This window comes from Micromonospora olivasterospora, from assembly GCF_007830265.1.
In the GTDB taxonomy this organism is placed as follows: domain Bacteria; phylum Actinomycetota; class Actinomycetes; order Mycobacteriales; family Micromonosporaceae; genus Micromonospora; species Micromonospora olivasterospora.
In genome coordinates this window covers 280,047-299,339 of the sequence record NZ_VLKE01000001.1, presented here as the reverse complement: position 1 = coordinate 299,339, position 19,293 = coordinate 280,047, and the positions used below count along the sequence as shown (strand labels likewise).

Sequence of the window (19,293 nt, the reverse complement as noted above, 5' to 3'; positions counted from 1 at the left end):
AGCGATGATGATCCCAACGGGCGTGGTCCTCTTTGATCTTCCCAGACTCGACACCTGGATGATCATCGAAAGGCCACGCCCGTCTCTATACCACCATGATCCGGAGCGTCCGCACCCAAACGCCCACAACGGTCATACCGCCACCTTGCCGGGGCCCTGGCACTACGACAAGGCCGCAGAGGTGTTCAACGGCCTTTCCGACCTGCTGGAGAGGGACCGGAGAGCGCGCGCTACCGGAAAGCCGCCGCTGCTGACCGACCGGGAGCGACAGATCGCGCTCGACGAAGCCCGAGAGTTGTGGAAGGCGCTCCAGACTGAGGACACCAGCGGCAAGTTCAAGGCCAACGTGACGGCGACTCCCCAGGGTCGGGAATTGCTCGCACAGGCGAAAAAGGACATAGATAGGGGCGCGAGCCGTTACGCGGTGAGGGAGATCACCGGCACGCCGTTCAAGCCGAAGGTCTATAACGGCAGGGTGGTCGGTGTGCCCGAGCCCAGCGGGGCGCCGCGCATGGTCGGCGTCGCGGGCACACTGAGCGTAGTGGGGGATCTCATCCTCATGCATGAGGTCGGCAGGGCGTTCGCGTCGGACAATCCCGCGGACGCGCTCAACGAGATCCTCTGCGGCTTCGGCTCCCCGGCCTGCAGCCCCTATCTGGGTGGTACGGACAGTGGTCACCAGTACATCCGGGGCGACGACGGTGAGACAATCGTCATTCCACCTGCCTGATACGCGCCTGTGAAGATCCGCCTCCGGCCGTCACCGGTAGAGTTCGCCTCAGCGGTGACGGCCGGAGGTCCTTACCCGCGCGATTCGAGCACCCTTCTTCGGAGGTAAACATATGCCCGCTCAGCCGTGGGAATTCGGCCCCGTGGGTGACTCCGCTTGGCGACACCTCCCGGAGGCCCGGGAGGAGATCAAGGACCTCGTCTGCACCGAGTTGCAGGACGCGATCGACGAGGACCGGGCACCAGAACCGGTGGATCAGCACAACTACGCGTTGCACGCCGTCGGTCCGCTGGTCCGGGACCTCGGCCTGGTCGAACTCGACCTCGATCTGGTGCGGCGCTTCTGCCTGTTCTGTCGTGACCTGTTGGGCTACACCGGCCCGGACGAGTACGAGGTGTCCCACGTACTCGGTATGTACGTGCTCGACGGGTTGGACGGCCCGCCCGTTGTCCGGGTCATCCGGCAGGTCGACCCGGGTTTGATCGAGCTTGTGCGGGCACGCTTCCCCGGGATGTGGGCCGAGGAGTGAGGCATGGCGGGTGGGCTTCCCTCCGTCGGACTTGGACAGCCGGCGCCCGCTTGCGTCGACCCACCGGACGCGTGCCCGGTAGGGGCGATCCCGGCCGGCGCGGAACTCCACATCGGTGGCGAGCCGTACGCCGATCGGTGCTGGCAAGCTGCCATCATGCGGTCCTCGGGACGACTCGACGGGCCGAGAGACATCGCTCTACGTCGGCCGTCGCATACTTCACCACCCGGTCAGATACCTGAATGAAGGGCGAACCCTGCAAGGGCGGCACGGTAGGGACGGCGCCGAGAAGGCGCAACCCATGCTGGGTATCGGTTCGGGTCGATCATCGGACCTGAACTCCTCCGACAGTCGGCGGGAGGTCACGTGCTGCTTCTTTGGCTGACGGCAGGGAAATCGATTGTAACGGGGGAGTGGTGTGACGACTCCTTTACTCGGCCGGTTTATGCTTCAGGCGACCTGGGCAAACGTGCGTGAGCATGCCGCTGGGCCACCGGACTACTGGGGGTCAAGGGGTCGTCGGTTCGAATCCGGCCGTCCCGACGGTGTGAGCTGGTGAAATAGACGCTCGCAACGAACACATTGGACGATCGTCGTGACCAGATGGCCACCGCGATCGTCTTTTTGTGGTTCTGGATAACGTAGGAAAGTCGGCATTTGACGCTATGGGCGTGACCGGATGGTGGCATTTGGGGGTCTACTGCCGTTCTCGTGGGTCGGGTTCATGATCGTCCGGGTAGTGGTGGGCAGAGGCCGCCGCGGCGGAGGTTGGCCATGGTGATCAACGCTTTGGCGCTGTGGTAGCCGTAGGCCTGGCGGGTCAGCACGCGCAGGTGGACGTTGTTGGCCTCGATGCGGGCGTTGGACAGTCCGCTGTCGAGCATGTTGTGGATCGCGGGCAGGTGACGGCGAATCGTCTTGGCCAGCTTGACGAACGGGGCCAGCTTCGACCGGCTCGCCCAGCGTAGCCACGCCTGCAGCAGGAGCCTGCCGTCGGCGCCCTTGACCGCGATGATCTCCCGGAACTGTTCCTTGAGCAGGTACGCCCGGTACAGCGGCCGGTTGGTGGCCTGGATCGTGGCCAGGGTCGCCTTCTGCTTGTCGGTCAGGTTCGGCGGGTTCTTCCACAGCGCCCACCGGGCGTCTTTGAGGGTCTTGGACGCCTCGGTGCGGCCGCCTTTGCCGCCACGGGCGGTGTTCCACACCGCCCGGCGTACCTCGTCGAGGGCGTCGGTGACCCAGGCGACCAGGTGATAGGGGTCAAGGCAGCGGACCGCCTGCGGCGCCCGCTCGGCCACCACGTCACCGATCCAGGCGGCGGCGTCGGCCGACACGTGGGTCAGCGCCGCGGCCCGCTGCGCGCCCAGCTCGTCGAAGAACGCGGCGACGGTGGCCTTGTCCCGCCCGTCGGCGGCCCACACCAGGCGGCCGGTGTCGTGATCGACGACCAGGGTCAGGTAGCGCTGGCCCTTGCGGTAGGCGACCTCGTCGATACCGATCCGTTTGAGTCCGGCCAGTCGATCGGTGCCGGCGGCGGCAGCGTCGACGACCCGGCCGACGATGGCGACCACGCTGCGCCAGGCGATGCGTAGCAGCCCGGTCACCGCCGACGCGGACGTGCGCGCGGCCAGCCACGCCGCGGTGTCCTCGAACGCCGTGGTGAACCGGGCACCGTGACGCGCCCACGGCACCGCGATCACCGTCGGCCCGTGCTCGGCACAGTCGACCCGAGGCACGGCGGCCTCGATGACCACCCGCAGCGTGCCGAAGTCCAGGTGCCGCCACCGCCGTCTGCCCCAGCCGCGGTCGTACCACGGCGCGCGAGCCCGGCAGCGCCCGCAGCGACGCGCCGCGCCCTTGCGCGGCCGGGCAGAGATCACCAAGACCTCACCGTCGGTGTCGTCATCGAGGCGCACGCCCTCGACGACGGCCCGTTCCAGCCCTGCCTGTCGATGCAATAACCTGGTCAAACGCACGCCGTTTCCCAATCTTCAGTTTCTGACCTTCGACAAGCCAGAAACCTAGACGGGACACGGCGTGCCCTGTTGATCAGGGCGTCAACCCACCCACGAGAACATCACAAGAGCCGCATTTGGGCCCGATCCGCGGTGCGCCGCACAAGACGCGGAATCAAAAGGCTGCTGTGTCGGCGAGTGCCGAACAGTGAGCTGATCTCAGCGACGCGAATGTGTTGATTGGTGCGACACGGATGAAGGCACTCAGGCCGGACAGTGCTGGAAGTGGACGTGAGGTCCTCGGTAGGTAGTTCTCACCACAAGATCACCCACACGGTGAGGACCCCACGTGATCGCATATCGTGCCATGGTTGACGTCCCGAGGGAACTCGTGCGGTACCTCAGCCGGCTGCTTGCCGCGGAACGCCGAGCCAAGGGGACACGGCGCGGCACCCGCGCGTTGACCTGCTTCTACCAGGCACTGCTGGTGCTGGTCTGGTTCCGCAAGGCCGAGGACGTGACCCTGCTCGGCGCCGGGTTCGGCATCTCCCGGGCGACCGCGTACCGCTACCGCGACGAGGGCATCGCCGTGCTCGCCGCGCAGGCGCAGGATCTGCACACCGCGCTGCGCCGAGTCGCCGACGACGGCTGGTCCCACGTGATCCTCGACGGCAAGCTGTTCGACTGCGACCGGCTCACCGAGACCACCCTGTCGGTCAAGGGCGAGATCATCGACGCCTGGTACTCCGGAAAGCACCGAGACTTCGGCGCGAACATCCAAGCGATCATCCGCCCGGACGGACTGCCGATCTGGACATCGGCGGCGATGCCCGGGCACCTGCACGACACCAGCTGCGCCCGCGAACTCGGGGTGACCGCCGCGCTGAACTGGTCCGCCGCCGAACTGGACCTACCCGCACTGGGCGACTCCGGCTACGAAAGCGCAGGCCACGGCATCAAGACCCCGGTCAAGCAGCCTACTGACGGCAGCCGGCTCGCACCCGACAACCGCGCCTACAACCGGCTGCTGCGCGGGCTGCGCTGGCAAGGCGAACGCGGCTTCGCCATCCTGATCGGACGCTGGAAAACGCTACGCCATACCACCGCCAGCCCACGCCGGATCGGCGACGTCGTCGCCGCCGCGCTGCATCTGACTCATTTCGAGTACAAGTACCTACCCGAATCTTGTTGAGATCACTTCAGTGCTGATAAAGCGTGTCAGGCTCGCCTGCGGCGTGGTCGCCTGCCGATTCGCGAGTTGGCTACTCGCCCGGCCCGCGGCCGGGCGGTTGCCTCGCCACCGTGCCGTTGTTGTGGCGAGTAGTCTCGCGCCGTGCTTGGTGGAGGTGTGGGGCGTCGGGCTCGTGCGAAGCAGCGGCCTGCGCGGCAGGTGCCGCTTCCGGCGTGGCTGAGGGTACGGCCGCCGTGGTGGGCCTTGGCCGCTGGAGCGGTGGTCGTGGTTGTGTTCCTGGTCTGGCTGCTGTGGCCGGCTGACCCGACGAAGCGGGAGCGTGAGTACCGGGCCGAGACCGCGTGCCTGCTGACAGGTGAGAAGGGCGTCGCGGACCCGGATGCCGCGCCGGTCTGGGCCGGCATGCAGGAGGCGTCGGTGGTCACCCATGTCAAGGTTCAATACCTGGAGGTGAGCGGTCCGCAGACAGCCGAGAACGCGGAGACGTTTCTGGCGAGCCTGGCGCAGAGCAAGTGTGATCTTATCCTCACTGTCGGTTCGGTGCCGGTTGGTGCTTTGCGGGCGACCGCGGCAAGGTTCCCGAGTGTCCATTTCGTAGGTATCGGGGGCGGATCCGCCGCAGACAACGTGTCCGTTGTGAGTGTGGATGGTCCGGATTCTGCCCGCCGGAAGACAAAGGAACTGGTCGCTTCGCTCGCCGCCTGACCGAGGTCCGTCTCCCAGCCTCCTCCCAGGATCATCCGTTCGGATGACTTGTGACGTCGGCCGGCTGGCCCGCAGACTCCGCGTGGCTGTTTCACTACACGGGGGAGGGGACCGGCGATGCGCCGATCCGTCACCAGTTCCTTGCGCCGTTCGGCCATCGTGGTCGCGGCTGTCTTCGCGCTCACCGTGGCCGTGCCGTCCGGCGTGGTGCGACCTGGCGGCGAGTTCCCGCTGACCTGGCTGTCCTGGTTCGTCCAGCGGCCCGCCTGGTCGGCCACCGCCGCGTTCCTGGGCCTCCCCGTGCAGCAGAAGGGCCGGCCGACCACGATCGACCACCACGTCCCAGCGTCGGCGACCGATGCCCGGCAGGGCGCCGGTCGGGCGCCGAAGCCGGCGGCCGGCACGCTCGAGTCGTACCAGCCGCACCAGGTCGAGGTGACGCCGGAGAGCACCGGCCCCGCCGAGCAGGGTTTCAACAGCCGGACCAGCACACGGCTGGCCGCGCGGTCCAGCGCGCGGTCCGATGTGTACGCGAACGCGGACGGCTCGTACACGAAGCGGACCTACAACCGGCCGGTGAACTACCGGGCCAGCGACGGCACCTGGAAGAAGATCGATTCTGATCTGGCCCGGTGGGCCGATGGTCGGCTGCACGTGAAGGCGAATGGCCTCGGTGTCTCGGTCGCCGGCACCACCGCCCGGGCCGCCACCAACCGGACCGCGACGGCCGATGCCGGCGGCACCGCCAGCGGTGACCTCGCGCAGCTGACCCTGCCCACCGGTGAGAGCGTCGGCTACCAGCTCCAGGGCGCGACGGTCAGCGCACCGGTGGTCGACGGCCCCACCGCCCGCTATCACGACATCCTGCCGCAGACCGATCTCGAGCTGACCACGTTCGACGCCGGCATCAAGGAAACCTTGATCCTGCGCTCGCCGCAGGCGGCGTCGACCTGGGTGTTCCCGCTGCGGCTGGATGGGCTCACCCCGCGGCTGACGACGCGGGGCTCGGTGGAGCTGCTCGACGCCGACGGCAAGGCCGTCGCCTGGTTCCCGCACGGCTCGATGCAGGACTCGAACGTCCACCCGCAGTCCGGCGCTCCCGCCGAGTCCGACGGGGTGGCCATGGAGCTGATTACCGTCGACGGCGCGCCGGCACTGAAGGTGACCGCGGACCAGGCCTGGTTGAACGACCCTGCCCGGGTGTACCCGGTCCGGGTCGACCCGACCGTGACCACGGGCACGACCGGTGACGTGTACGTCGACAACGACCCCGACACCACCAACCACAACGGCGACAACCTGCCGGTCGGTACGTACAACGGTGGGACGGTCAAGGCGCGCTCGTTTATCCACTTCGACGAGTTCGACGACGACGGGCTGCTCGGGAAGCGGTTCAGCGCGGCGACGCTGAAGCTGTACCTGACCTGGACGTACGACTGCACCTCGCACAAGCCGTTCTACGTGCACCGCACGACCCAGGCGTGGACGGTCGCGGACCTCACCACCGGCAACTACCCGGGGCCGACGATCTCGTCGTCGATCGGCTCGTTGACCGTCGGGGACAACTATCCGGCCTGTCAGAACGACAACCCGGTGAACCGCAGCGTCGGCAAGTGGGTGAGCGTGCCGCTGGACGTGGCGACGTTCAACGACTGGTCCACCGGCGGCATGAACGAGGGCCTGGCCCTGACCGCGTCGGAGACCGACTCGACGGCGTGGAAGCGGTTCACCGCCGCGAACTACGGCGCTGGCGCCTACAAGCCGTACATCGAGTTCACCTACACCAACAACGTCGCGCCGCAGGTCAACCTCCGGTACCCGGCCAACAACACCCTGGTGCAGACGCTCACCCCCGAGCTGCTGTCGCGGGCGGTGGACTCCGACAATTGGCCGGCCAAGGGACTGACCTACAGCTACGTCGTCAAGGACGCCGAGACCGGCGCGCAGAAGGCGAGCTCGGGGTGGATCACCACGCCGAGCTGGACGGTTCCGGCGGGCAAGCTGGACTGGAACAAGACGTACGTGTACACGGTGCAGGTGTACGACAAGGCCACGTACAGTCCGGTGTCTCCGGGGTACGCGTTCACCACGTCGGTGCCGCAGCCGCTGCTGACCGCGAACCTGGCGCAGAACTCCGGCAAGGGCTACGACGCCAGCATCGGTAACTACACCACCTCGGCGACCGACGCGAGCGTGCCGACGGTCGGTCCGTCGCTGTCGGTGACCCGTAGCTACAACAGCCTGGACACCCGGCGGGGCAACGCGTTCGGCACCGGCTGGTCCAGCCTGCTCGACATGCGCGCTACCCAGGTCAAGGACGTCGCGGGCAGCGTCCAGTCCGTGCTGGTCACCTACCCGACCGGGCAGGACGTCGCGTTCGGCCGCAAGAACGACGGCACCTTCACCGCGCCGTCCGGCCGGTTCTCCACCTTCGTCGAGACGAAGGACACCGCGGGTGCGGTCACCGGCTACACGCTGACCGACAAGGACGCCACGGTCTACACCTTCGGCCGGTCCGCTGGCGGCGGCGTGTTCAAGGTGACCCGGATCGCTGACGCCAGCGGCCGCGCGTTGACCGTCGCGTACGACACGTCGGGTTACGCGTCCCGGCTCACCTCGGCGTCGGGCCGCTATCTCGACGTCACCTGGAGCACCCCGAGCGGCTCCACGGTGCCGCACGTCGCTACCGTGTCGACCAACCCGGCGGTGGCCGGCAACGCGACCACGGCCGAGACCTGGTCCTACAGCTACGGCGCGAACGACCAGATCGCCAAGGTGTGCCCGCCCACCAGCGCCGTCGCCTGCACCACCTACCAGGCCGACACCACCTCCCAGTACGCCAACGCGCTGGTGAACGCCGGCCCGTACTCGTACTGGCCGCTGAACGAGGCCAGCGGCGCGAGCATCGCGGCGAGCCGGGTGCTCACCAACGCCGGCGTCGACAACGCCCGCTACACCAACGTCACCCTGGGCCAGCCGGCCGCTCTGGCCGGCTCGACGGCGACCACGGCGACGTTCAACGGCACCAGCTCGTACGTGCAGCTGCCCGGCAAGCTGGTCGCCGACGGCCAGTACCAGTCGATCAGCATGTGGTTCAAGACAACCACCCCGAACGGTGTGCTGTTCAGCTACAGCGCCGACGCGATCAGCAAGGGCACCACGGCCGGCAACTACAACCCGGCCCTCTACATCGGCAGCGACGGCAAGCTGCGTGGCGAGTTCTGGCAGGGCAGCGCGACGCCGATCACCAGCAACGCCGCCGTCACCGACGGCGCCTGGCACCACGTCGTGCTGACCGGGGCGGGTGACACCCAGACGCTCTACCTCGACGGCGTCGCCAAGGGCACGCTCCCCGGCACCATCGCCCTGATCCCGAACGGCTCGACGAACGTGCTGGTCGGCGCCGGCTTCGTCGGCCACGCCTGGCCGAGTCACCTGCGCAGCGGTGCCTCCCCGGCGGTGGCCTCCTACTTCTCCGGCTCCATCTCGGATGTCGCGTTCTTCAACCAGGCGCTCACCGGCACCACGGTGGCCGCGCTGAACAGCGCCGGCCGGACCAGCCACCCGGTGCTCAGCAAGGTCGTCCGGCCCTCCGGCGGGGTCACCGCCGAGATCACGTACGACAAGGCCACCGGTCGGGTCGCCACCGTCAAGGACGAGAACGGCGGCACCTGGAGCCTGGGCACGCCGACCGTCTCCGGTGACAGCGGCGTGTACGCCGCCTCGGTGCTCGGCGCGAAGCCCGCCGACTACTGGCGGCTCGGTTCCGTCGACGTCACCGACGCCGTCAACGAGGTCGAGGGCGGCACGGCCACCTTCAACAACACCACCCTCGGCGTCGCCGGCCCGTTCAGCGACAGCAAGGCAGCCTCGTTCAACGGCTCCACCTCCTACCTCCAACTGCCGCCGGAGGACCTGCCCACCACCGGGCCAAACTCGGTGGAGATGTGGTTCAAGATGCCGGACAAAAACACCGCCGGCGGTGTTCTCTACAGCTACCAGAACGGCCCAATCACCGACCCGGCGGCCGTCACCAGCTGGAATCCGTCGCTGTACGTCGGCACCGACGGCAAGCTGCGCGGTGGCTTCTGGACCGGCAGCGGTAGCTCCGGCCGGATGATCACCACCGCCGGCACGGTCAACGACGGCAAATGGCACCACGTCACGCTGTCCGCGGGCACCGCCACCCAGTCGCTGTACCTGGACGGCGTGGCGGTCGGCAAGCTCGACTACACGCTGGCCGCGACGAGCTCGGTGCACGCGTACGTCGGGGCAGGCAAGTGGTCGGGCGCCTGGCCGATGCACGGCACCCCGGAGGTCGGCTACTTCCCGGGCTCGATCGCCGAGGTCGCGTTCTACCGCAGCCAGCTCAGCGCCGACCAGGTCAGCTCCCACTTCCAGGCCTCCAAGCAGACCGTGCCCGTCGCGGTGACCATGGTGTCCGGGCAGACCCAGGCCATCCCGATGCCGGTGCAGACGGTGACGGTGACCGGCCCGACGGGGGAGAAGCTGTCCTACAGCTACGACCTGGTCAACGGTAACCGGATGGTGGCGCAGACCGACGGCCTCGGCAACACCACCAAGCTCGGGTACGACGTGGGGGGTTTCGGCAACCTGACGTACGACCCGAACGGCGTGTGGACGCAGGAACTCCAGGACGCCCGGGGCAACACCAAGCAGGTGATCACCTGCCAGGACCAGTCGGCCAACAAGTGCTCGTCGGTCTACTACACCTACTACCCGGACGCCACCAGCACCACGCTGAGCCCGGACGCCCGCAACGACCTGATGCTGACCATGCGCGACGGCCGGTCGGCGTCGGAGACCGACAACACGTACCTCACCACGTACGGCTACGACACCAAGGGCAACCAGACCACCATCACCGACCCGCTGGGTCGGGTCACCCGCACCACGTACACCGACGGCACCACCATCGCGGCCAAGGACGGCGGCTTCGCGCCCGCGGGACTGCCCTCGACCGTGACCACCCCCGGCGGGCAGACGCAACAGGTCGTCTACTACGCCAGCGGTGACGTCGCCGAGGTCGTCGAGCCGGGCGGCAAGATCACCCGATACGCCTACGACGGCCTGGGCCGCCCCGTCAGCGAAACCGAAATCACCAACACCTTCCCGGCCGGGCTGACCACGACCCGTACCTTCGACAAGCAGGGCCGGCCGCTCACCGAGACCGAGCCGGCGGTCACCAACCGGGTCACCGGCGCGGTGCACACCGCCTACACCGAGACCACCTACGACGTGGACGGCAACCTCACCGAGCAGAAGGTCAGCGACCTGACCGGCGGCGACGCCCCGCGTACCGAGAAGCACGGCTACAACGCGTACGGCCAGGAGACGAGCACCACCAACGCCGCCGACCAGACCACCACCTTCGAGTACAACCCGTACGGGCAGGTGGCCAGGGAGACTGAGGCCGACGGCGGGGTCACCGTCAACACCTATGACGTCGAGGGCAACCTGCTCACCTCGAAACTCGTGGGCTTCGTCGGAGACCCGAACACCCCGTCCGCGGCCCGCGACCTGGTCACCACCCAACGCTCGTACGACCCGGCGGGCCGGCTCGCGTCCGAGACCGACGCGATGGGCTGGACGACGTCGCACACGTACACCGACAACGGCCTCGAAGCCAAGATCACCCGCACCGACGGCACCCGCACGTTCGTGGTGAAGGAGACCACCTACGACGCCGCCGGCAACGAGGTGACCGAGAAGACCAACAACGGCCGCAGCACCACCGCGACCACCTACGACGCGGCCGGGCGGACGATCTCCACCACCGTCGACCCGAACGGGCTCAAGCGCACCACCACACTGACCTACGACGCCGATGACAACGTCGTGTCCTCGGTGTCCTCCGGCCCGAACGGCACCACCGGCATCTCCGAAGCGCTGTACGACACGGCGGGCCGGGCCATCGCCGAGACGACCTATCCGTCGACGAAGCTGACCCCCGTCGCCCGGTGGAAGCTCAACGAGACCACCGGGACGACGGCCGCCGACTCTGCCGGCAACAGCCCGGCTACCGCCAACAATGTCACCTGGTCGAGTGACCGTGGCGGTTCGGCGGTGTCCAACGGATCGACCACCAAGATCCAGACCGCGGGTCCGGTGGTGGACACCAAGCGAAGCCTGACTTTCGCCGCGTGGGTCAACCTGGCCAGCACGGGTCTCATTGGGCGGGTCCTGGGCCAGGACGGCGTGTCGCAGAACGCGTTCGAGTTGCGCTACCAGAAGACGAACCAATGGATGTTCGTCCTCAAGTCCGCGGACGTCGACGACCCGCCCAACAACCAGATCGTGACCTCGACCTCCGTCCCCTCCGTCAATACCTGGACCCATCTGGCCGGTGTCTTCGACGCCACGACCGGCACCATGACCCTCTACGTCAACGGGGTCGCCGAAGCCACCAAGACGGGCGTGAGCCCATGGTCGGCCACCGGGCCCTTCACGATCGGCTGCGGCAGATTCAACGGCGTCTGCAGCGACTCCTTCAACGGCAAGATCAGCGACGTCCAGGCGTACCAGAAGGCGCTGTCCGCCGCAGAGATCGGGCAGCTCAAGGCTGGCAGCGCACCCGCGGCCGACGCCCAGGTCATCCGCACCTCCCAGGTCCTCGACCAGGACGGGCTGCCCACCTCGATCACCGACGAGAACGGCAACACGACCTACCAGGGCTACGACGAGGAAGGCCGCTTGGTCAAGACGACCGCCCCGGCGGCGATGGTCGAGCAGGCCGGGCAGCTTCCGGCGCTGACCAGCGCGGTCAGCTGGGTCGGCTACAACACGTTCGACGAGCCGACCGATGCCCGCGACGCCAACGGCAACTGGTCGGTCACCCGCTACGACGCCGCCGGCCGGGTCGTGTCCCAGACCGACCCGAGCTACACCCCGCCCGGGTCGAGCACCCCGATCGTGCCGGAGACGACCCAGACGTACGACGAGGCCGGGCAGGTCACGTCGGTGACCGACCCGCTCGGCAAGATAACCCGCTACGAGTACGACCAGCTCGGCCGGGTGTCGAAGCAGGTCGCGCCGAACGACGGAGTTACCACCTACCGGTACGACGACGTGGGCAACGTCCTGTCGACGACGGACCCGACGGGCGCGGTGACGGAGGCGACCTACGACTACCTGGGCCGCACGCTGACGTCGACCGAGGTGGTGCGGCAGGCGAGCACCAACTACACCACCACCTACACCTACGACGACACCTCGGCCCAGCAGACGACCCAGGTCACCTCGGCGGCGGGGGTGAACAGCACCACCACGTACAACGCGGCCGGTGAACCGCTGACCGTCAAGGACGGCGCGAACAACGTCACCAGCTACACCTACGACAGCGAGGGACGGACCACCCGCACCACCCGTCCGGACGGCTCGTACGCCACGGTCACCTACGACATGGCGGACCGGGCCACCGACACCGCCGAGTACAGCCCGGCCGGTGTCAAGCTGTCGTCGCAGTCGGCCCACTACGACCGTGCCGGCAACATGGTCGCCACCACGGACGCCCGTGACACGACCACCACCTTCGAGTTCGACGCGACCGGGGCGCTGACCAGGGAGATCCAGCCGATCTCCGGCTCGGATGCGATCGAGACGACGTTCGGCTACGACCTGGAGGGCAACCGGACCCGGTTCACCGACGGTCGGGGTAACGCCTTCTACACCACGTACAACTCGTGGGGGCTGCCGGAATCGCAGATCGAGCCGGCGACGGCGGCCCACCCGGACGCGGCGGACCGGACCTTCACCATCGCGTACGACCGGGGTGGCCGGCCGGTCACGCAGACGATGCCCGGCGGTGTGACGGTCACCCGTGCCTACGACGACATGGGCCAGCTGATCCGGCAGGCCGGCGCGGGTGCCGAGGCGGCGACCGTGGACCGGGTGTTCGGCTACGACGTGGCGGGTCGGATGACCGAGTTCTCCGGCTCCGGCGGGACGAACACGATCAGCTACGACGACCGTGGCCTGCCGTTGTCGGTGACCGGGCCGTCTGGTGACTCGTCGTTCGGCTACGACCCCGACGGCCGGCTGGCCTCCCGCCAGGACGCCGCCGGCACCACCTCCTACGGGTACGACGGCGCGGGCCGGCTCTACACCCTGAGCAACCCGACCGCCGACGTGCAGATGGCCTACACCTACAACACGCTCTCCCAGCTCAGCAAAATCACGTACGGGAACAACGGCAACAGCCGCAACTTCACGTACGACCCGCTGCGGCGGCTCAAGGACGACGAGTTGAAGTCGTCGACGGGCACCTCGCTGGCGAAGATCAGCTACAGCTGGGACGAGAACAGCAACATCGTCTCGAAGAGCACCACCGGCTTCGCCGGGTCAGCGGCCAACACCTACACCTACGACCTAGCCGACCGGCTGACGTCGTGGAACAACGGCACCGCCACGACGGTGTACGCGTACGACAAGTCCGGTAACCGGGTGCAGAACGGTTCGAAGCTGTTCACGTACGACCAGCGCAACCGGCTGTTGACCGCCGACGGCGCCGGCTACACGTACACCGCGCGGGGCACGCTCGCCTCGGCGGGTGGGGTCACCACGAGCACGGACGCGTTCGGGCAGGTGGTGTCGCAACAGTCCACCGGTGGCGGTTCGCAGACGTACTCGTATGACGGCCTGGGGCGGGCGATTCGGCCGGGCTTCTCGTACGGCGGGTTGGCAAACGACCTGGCTGGTGATGCTTCCGCGAGTTACGTGCGGGGCCCGTCGGGTGAGGTGGTCGGCACCGCTTCGGGCGGTAGTCAGCGGTTGGTGTGGACGGACCTGCACACGGATGTGGTGGGGCAGTTCACGGCGACGGGGGCGGGCTTGTCGGGGTCGATGACCTACGACCCGTTGGGCAAGATTGTCGGCACGGCTGGTCTGTTGGGGCAGTTGGGTTACCAGTCGGAGTGGACTGATGCGGTGACGTCGCGGGTGAACATGCACGCGCGGTGGTACAACACCGAGACTGGTCAGTTCGACACGCGGGACACCGCCAGCAACAGTCCGGTGCCGGACTCGATCAACGCCAACCGCTACCAGTACGGTGACGCGAACCCGCTGACCGTCACGGACCCGACGGGGCACTGGGGTTTCGGCAGCCTGAAGAAGGCGTTCAGCTCGGCGGTGAGCTCGGTCCGCTCGACGGTGTCGTCGTACGCCTCGAGTGCCTACTCGTACGCCTCGTCGTACGCGTACTCGGCGTACAGCTCGGCCAAGAGCACCGTCACCAAGACGGTGAGCAAGGCCAAGGCAGTGGTGAAGAAGAAGGTCCAGCAGGTCAAACGGAAGTACAACCAGGTCAAAAAGACCGTCAAGAAGACGTACAACAAGGTCAAGAAGGCGGTCAAGAAGAAGATCGACGCGGGCCGCAAGTACGTGTCGAAGAAGATCGCCGCGGCCAAGAAACGCGCCAAACAACTCGCCGCCAAGGCGAAACAGGCTGCCAAGAAGGTCGCGGCGAAGGCGGTCCGGGTGGTCAAGAAGGCGGCCAGCCAGGTCAAGGACGCGGCGGCGGCGACGAAGAAATGGGTACAGGAGCACAAGGACACCCTTCTCGAGGTCGCCGCGATCGGCGGGGCGATCCTGGCCGGTATCGCCTGCACGGCGGTCACCGCCGGCGCCGGTGCGATCGCCTGCATGGTCGGTGCGGGAGCGTTGATCAACCTGGCCAAGGACGCGGCGCAGGGTGACATCCACAGCGTCGGTGACGCGCTGGGCTCCGTGGGCACGGGTGCAGTGTCGGGTCTGGTCGGTGGTGCCGGTGGCGCGATCGCCGGCCGGGTCGGTGCGCTGGTGGCCAACAAGGTCGGTACTGGCCTGGCGGGTCGGCTGGCCACGGAGGCGGCGGAGAACACCGTCGAGGACGCGATCGGCCAGGTCGCGACGACGGGCCGGTACAACCCCCGTGCGGCTGCGGAGAGCATGGTTCCGGGGCTGAGCCTGCTCAGCCGCAAGGGAGGCGGCGCCCGCAGCGCCGGAGCGTCCAGCGGCGGCGGCGCCGGGGGCGGGGGCAACGCCTTCGGTATCTCGGTCGGCGGGGGCGGCGCTACCTGTCCACGGCACAGCTTCGATCCGAAGACGCGGGTGCTCATGGCCGATGGCAGTAGCCGGCCGATTGAGGATGTCAACGTCGGTGACAAGGTCATGGCAACCGAGCCGACCACGGGCAGGTCGGAGCCGAAGCAGGTCACCCAGCTGCACCGCAACGACGACAAGGACCTGACCGACCTGACCGTCCGCGACCAGGACGGCAAGGTCACGAAGGTAGAGACGACCTGGCACCACCCGTTCTGGAACGCCACCAAGCGTAAGTGGGACGACGCCAAGGACCTCAAGCCCGGCACCAAGCTGCTCGTCCGCGGCAAGGGCGCGGTCACCGTCGCCGCGGTGCTGAACAAGCTCGGCGCCGAGGAGATGCGAGACCTCACCGTCGCTGACATCCACACGTACTATGTGGTAGCCGGCAACACTCCCGTACTCGTGCACAACTGCAACCTTGCAAACTATGCCGACAGCGTGCGCAATAAGCCTGGAGCCAAATTTGCCTCGGAGTACACATCGCCTTCAGGTGCCAAGTACTACGGCCATAATAGGCATGGACAGCAGGCGGAAGGACCGCTAGCGGACGCGCTTGAGCGGGCGGGCCACCATGGAGGGTGTGCAGAGGTGCATTGCCTGATCCAAGCTCAGGCAGCGGAAGGTCCCGACGCTATCCGGGGTGGAACCATGCGCACGGTGCAGACGAGAAACAATTCTATGCCAACGTCAAATACGACTGGTCATGGCGAACCGGCGTACCCTTGCGGTCGTTGTAGCCGGCTACTGGAAGATCTCGGGATCGGGTGAACTTATGATCCGCTTTGACTCACTCAGTCAGGACGTGCTTAAAGCGCTTGACGCCTCCGGATGGAGCGTAGACCGCGCCGTTGACGCTGGCCAGTGGGTAGAACCTCTGGAGAGAGAGGGCTACCGGGTCCATACTCTGGCCATAGCTGCCCTGTCTGCGCTGGGAGGGCTTTCGCTTGAGCCGCGCAATGCGGTTGGCCCAAACTTTGCTAATGATGAGCCTTACAATTTCGATCCGATCGCGGCCGGATCGGGTCAGCGCGCCCTAGCTGGGGAGGTAGAGAGTGTTCTTGGTGGACAGTATTTCCCTATCGGTGAATGGCTAAGCTACTCAAGCGTTTTCCTGGAATCTGGGGGGAGAGTGGTTGCTGCTGGCATGGGATGGTTCTGGGAAATGGGTTCAAGCTTTGAAGAATCCTTGGAGCTGGCAGTTTGCGCGAACCGCCCGCTGCTCTGTCTGTACTCTGATCCGGGTGTGGCCCCCTGGCCGCCCGCGTGATCTCTGCGTTCACTCGCTCATTCAGGGTTGCGGTTACAGCGCGTAGCGCAGAGCTGTCGGGGGTCGATGCCGTCTGCCTGGGTTGCCGTCACGGTTGCCGTCAGCGCGGGGTTGGCATCCAAGTATGCCGATGAGCACCTCGGTCGTGCGCGACCAGACGGTTCGGTGGTGCAGCTTCGATCCCGAAAGCCACCCATCGTGATGGCTTCGAAGGAATTGTCATGGCGCCGCCGACAGAACCCTTCTCGGAGTTGGGTGGCTCGGTATGGCGGGCGTGCGCGCGGGGCCGTAGGCCTGTAGCGCGTGCGCGCGGCCCCGGCTTCGGCCGGGGCCGTTCTTGATCCTGTAGAGCAGTTTTGAGCCAGTCGAATCTTGGTCGAGGGCCTTGGTCCGGTTGGCTTACTGCTTCGGTGCGCGGTCGCGGCTGCTGCGGGGGCGCTTGGCGGGCGGCGGGGTCTGGCCGCCTTCGCTGGCCCGTTGGAGGTGTTCGGGCTGCTGGGCGAAGTTGCCTCGGTCGGCCTGGTATTTGATCACTTCGTCGATCAGGTCGTTGTTGGTGTCGGCGTGGCGCAACAGCTCGTGTAGGGCTGCGTTCTTGTCGTCGGCGGTGCGGGCGTGGTGGTAGCGGATGGTGATGGCCTGTTGGTCGGCGAGGTAGGCGGCGACTCTGCGGCGGAGGTCGGGGTCGTCGATGGGTTCGTGGAGGACGCCGCCGCGTAGGAGGTCGAACGCGTCGGGGTGCACGAACGTGCCTTTGCCGGCGACGCTGTAGGTGATGCGCCGGTGTTGCAGTTCGCGTAGCGCGCGTTGGGCGGTCATGGAGGCCACGCCGTAGAGGTCGGCCATCTTGCGGGCGGACGGTAGTGGGTCGTTGGGGTTGAGGCGTCCGTCGCGGATCTGGTCGAGGATGTCGTCGACGACCTGCTGGAACAGGGCTCGCTTGTCGTCTGGGTCGTGGGCCATGCGCTGATCGTAGCCGTCATGGGCTGATCAGGCGAGACAGGCGTCACATGACACTCGTGTCTCCGAACCCCTTGACCGCCACAGGTGTCACGTGACACCTTATGTGCACGGGACGCACGCCGCAGTGGCGTGGACCGGAGTAGAGGAGAACACAACATGTTGGTGTTGCCGATTGATGGCAGCCAGACGCTGCTGGTGCTGGCTGTGCCGGCGCCGCAGTTCAAGGACAAGGCCAACGGTGTGGCCGCGACCGATCGTGTCACGGGTGCGCCGTTGGTGGAGGTACCCCTCGCGCTGACGGTCGAGGGTGGGCAGCCGCAGGTGTTGCGGGTGTCGGTGCCGCAGCCGTCGGTGCCGAAGGACCTTGCCGTGGGGCAGATGGTCAAGGCGTCCGGGTTGACGTTCGTGACGGGGGAGAAGAACGGCCGGACCTGGCAGATCTTCCGGGCGTCGGCGTTGACGGCGGTGAAGGCCGCATGATCCATCCCCCTGATACCCGCCTGGTCATGGCGGTACCGGCCGTCGTCGTGGCGGTCGCCGCCCTGGCCGTACTCGTGTGGCTCGGCGCGCACGCCGTGCGGTACCTGGTGGCGGACAGGAAGCTCCGTCCGGTGCTGCGGGTCGCGTGGCGGATCAAGTACACGTGGCGGCGTACCGCCCGCCGGGTCGGACTGGCCCAGACTGAGCGGATCCACTCGCCGTGGTGGTCCAACCGGCCGCCGGGCACGGTCGTGACCCGGGAGTTGATCCCGGCCGTCACGGTGGCGGCCGAGTGGTGGGGCGTGCGCGTCGACGCTTCCACCGTCGGTCGTCTCGGCGTTGAGGAGTTCACCCAGGCGGCCGGGCATCTGGCCGACGTGTGGCGGGTGCCCCTCGTGAGGGTGGCGCAGGTCCGCCCCGGCCTGGTCCGGATACGGGCGCTCCTGCACGACCCCCTCACCCAACCCGCGACCTGGACCGAACCGACCGACGCCGAGTCGGACCCGGCGGTGTGGGTCGCCGGCGTGGACGCCGACGAGCAGCCGGTCACGATCCGCTCGGCCGGTGTCTCCGGCGTGGTGGTGGCCGGGCTGGCGGGTTACGGCAAGACGTCGTTCCTCAACGCCCGGTACTGCCAGCTCGCCCCGTCGCCGGCGGTGCAGTTCGTGCTGATCGACGGCAAGGGCGGCCCGGACTACGACGACCTGTTCACCCGCGCGTGGCTGTCGGCGAAAGACGACCCCGAGCAAGTCCGTGACCATCTGGCCCGGGTACGGGAGTTGATGGTCGCCCGTCAGCACGCGATCCGCTCGGTGCTCGGCGTGAAGAACGTGTGGCACGTCGGCCCGTCCGCCTCCTGGCCCCTGGTCGCGGTGGTGATCGACGAGGCGCACACGTTCCTGAACGAGACCAAGGGCACCGACGCGCAGTCCAAGCGCCTCGACGCCCTGGCCCGGGAGACCGCCCGGCTGGTGGAGGAGTTGATCCGTAAGGGTCGCAACGTCGGTATCCAGGTCGTTCTGGCGACGCAGAAGGCGACCGGGGATGCGATCCCGACGAAGATCCGCGACAACTGCCAGGTCGCGATCAGCTTCGCGCAGCGCACCAGCGAGGCGGCCACGGCCGTACTCGGCTCGGACATCACGAATGCGCCGGATGAGCACCCGCGTCGCCTGCAAGACCCGGCCTATGTCGGGGTGGCCTCGATGGTTGCGCACGGGCGGCCCGGGTTCACCCTGGTCCGCACGCCGTACGTGCCGGACGCGACCGCCGATGCGATCGCCACCGCGACCGCGCACCTGGTCCGCGACCCGCTGCACCTGTTGACCACGGGGAGGGTGGTGGCCGATGCCGCACCCCGATGACGAG

At 67.6% G+C, this 19,293-nt stretch carries 10 protein-coding genes; 8 read left to right on the top strand and 2 right to left on the bottom strand.

Annotated elements, in window-relative coordinates; all coding sequences use genetic code 11:
• Window positions 1–22 precede the first annotated feature (22 nt).
• Window positions 23–730 carry a hypothetical protein gene (locus JD77_RS01080; protein WP_145772636.1) on the top strand — a complete coding sequence of 236 codons (708 nt, stop codon included), beginning with the start codon at window positions 23–25 and terminating at the stop codon, window positions 728–730.
• Between the two features lie 142 nt (window positions 731–872).
• Window positions 873–1,259 carry a hypothetical protein gene (locus tag JD77_RS31745; protein WP_170286298.1) on the top strand — a complete coding sequence of 129 codons (387 nt, stop codon included), beginning with the start codon at window positions 873–875 and terminating at the stop codon, window positions 1,257–1,259.
• Window positions 1,260–1,981: 722 nt separating this feature from the next.
• On the opposite strand, the gene JD77_RS01065 is transcribed toward JD77_RS31745, so the two are convergent.
• On the bottom strand, window positions 1,982–3,235 hold the full coding sequence (locus JD77_RS01065) for an ISL3 family transposase (protein ID WP_145772635.1): 1,254 nt from the start codon (window positions 3,233–3,235) through the stop codon (window positions 1,982–1,984).
• A gap of 328 nt (window positions 3,236–3,563) precedes the next feature.
• On the opposite strand from JD77_RS01065, the gene JD77_RS01060 reads away from it, so the two are divergent.
• The 4 genes from JD77_RS01060 to JD77_RS35330 all read left to right on the top strand — a co-directional run bounded on the left by JD77_RS01060 (window position 3,564) and on the right by JD77_RS35330 (window position 16,482).
• Window positions 3,564–4,406, top strand: a complete 843-nt coding sequence (locus JD77_RS01060; protein WP_425463555.1) for a transposase family protein — start codon at window positions 3,564–3,566, stop codon at window positions 4,404–4,406.
• A gap of 264 nt (window positions 4,407–4,670) precedes the next feature.
• Window positions 4,671–5,111, top strand: coding sequence for a BMP family ABC transporter substrate-binding protein (locus tag JD77_RS01055; RefSeq protein WP_145772634.1), 441 nt, complete (start codon window positions 4,671–4,673; stop codon window positions 5,109–5,111).
• 117 nt (window positions 5,112–5,228) lie between these two features.
• A complete protein-coding gene (locus tag JD77_RS01050) occupies window positions 5,229–15,983 on the top strand; it encodes a LamG-like jellyroll fold domain-containing protein (protein WP_145772633.1) in 10,755 nt (3,584 codons plus the stop codon).
• Window positions 15,919–16,482, top strand: coding sequence for an SUKH-3 domain-containing protein (locus JD77_RS35330; RefSeq protein WP_145772632.1), 564 nt, complete (start codon window positions 15,919–15,921; stop codon window positions 16,480–16,482). Before JD77_RS01050 ends, JD77_RS35330 begins: the two co-directional genes overlap by 65 nt.
• A gap of 399 nt (window positions 16,483–16,881) precedes the next feature.
• Here JD77_RS35330 and JD77_RS01040 read toward each other — a convergent pair whose 3' ends face one another.
• The gene (locus tag JD77_RS01040; RefSeq protein WP_145772631.1) at window positions 16,882–17,445 is read right to left on the bottom strand and encodes a GntR family transcriptional regulator; all 564 of its coding nucleotides are present in this window, start codon (window positions 17,443–17,445) and stop codon (window positions 16,882–16,884) included.
• Between the two features lie 156 nt (window positions 17,446–17,601).
• Between JD77_RS01040 and JD77_RS01035 the strand changes: the two genes are divergently transcribed.
• On the top strand, window positions 17,602–17,925 hold the full coding sequence (locus JD77_RS01035; protein WP_145772630.1) for a hypothetical protein: 324 nt from the start codon (window positions 17,602–17,604) through the stop codon (window positions 17,923–17,925).
• Between the two features lie 26 nt (window positions 17,926–17,951).
• Window positions 17,952–19,289 (top strand): FtsK/SpoIIIE domain-containing protein, encoded by a 1,338-nt coding sequence (locus JD77_RS01030; protein WP_145772629.1) that lies wholly within the window; start codon window positions 17,952–17,954, stop codon window positions 19,287–19,289.
• Window positions 19,290–19,293 lie beyond the last annotated feature (4 nt).

What these genes read in the sequence shown, in the direction of transcription:
- JD77_RS01035 (WP_145772630.1), top strand. Translation starts at nt 17,602, where the DNA reads ATGTTGGTGTTGCCGATTGATGGCAGCCAGACGCTGCTGGTGCTGGCT.
- JD77_RS01030 (WP_145772629.1), top strand. Translation starts at nt 17,952, where the DNA reads ATGGCGGTACCGGCCGTCGTCGTGGCGGTCGCCGCCCTGGCCGTACTC.
- JD77_RS01040 (WP_145772631.1), bottom strand. Translation starts at nt 17,445, where the DNA reads ATGGCCCACGACCCAGACGACAAGCGAGCCCTGTTCCAGCAGGTCGTC.
- JD77_RS01050 (WP_145772633.1), top strand. Translation starts at nt 5,229, where the DNA reads ATGCGCCGATCCGTCACCAGTTCCTTGCGCCGTTCGGCCATCGTGGTC.
- JD77_RS35330 (WP_145772632.1), top strand. Translation starts at nt 15,919, where the DNA reads ATGGCGAACCGGCGTACCCTTGCGGTCGTTGTAGCCGGCTACTGGAAG.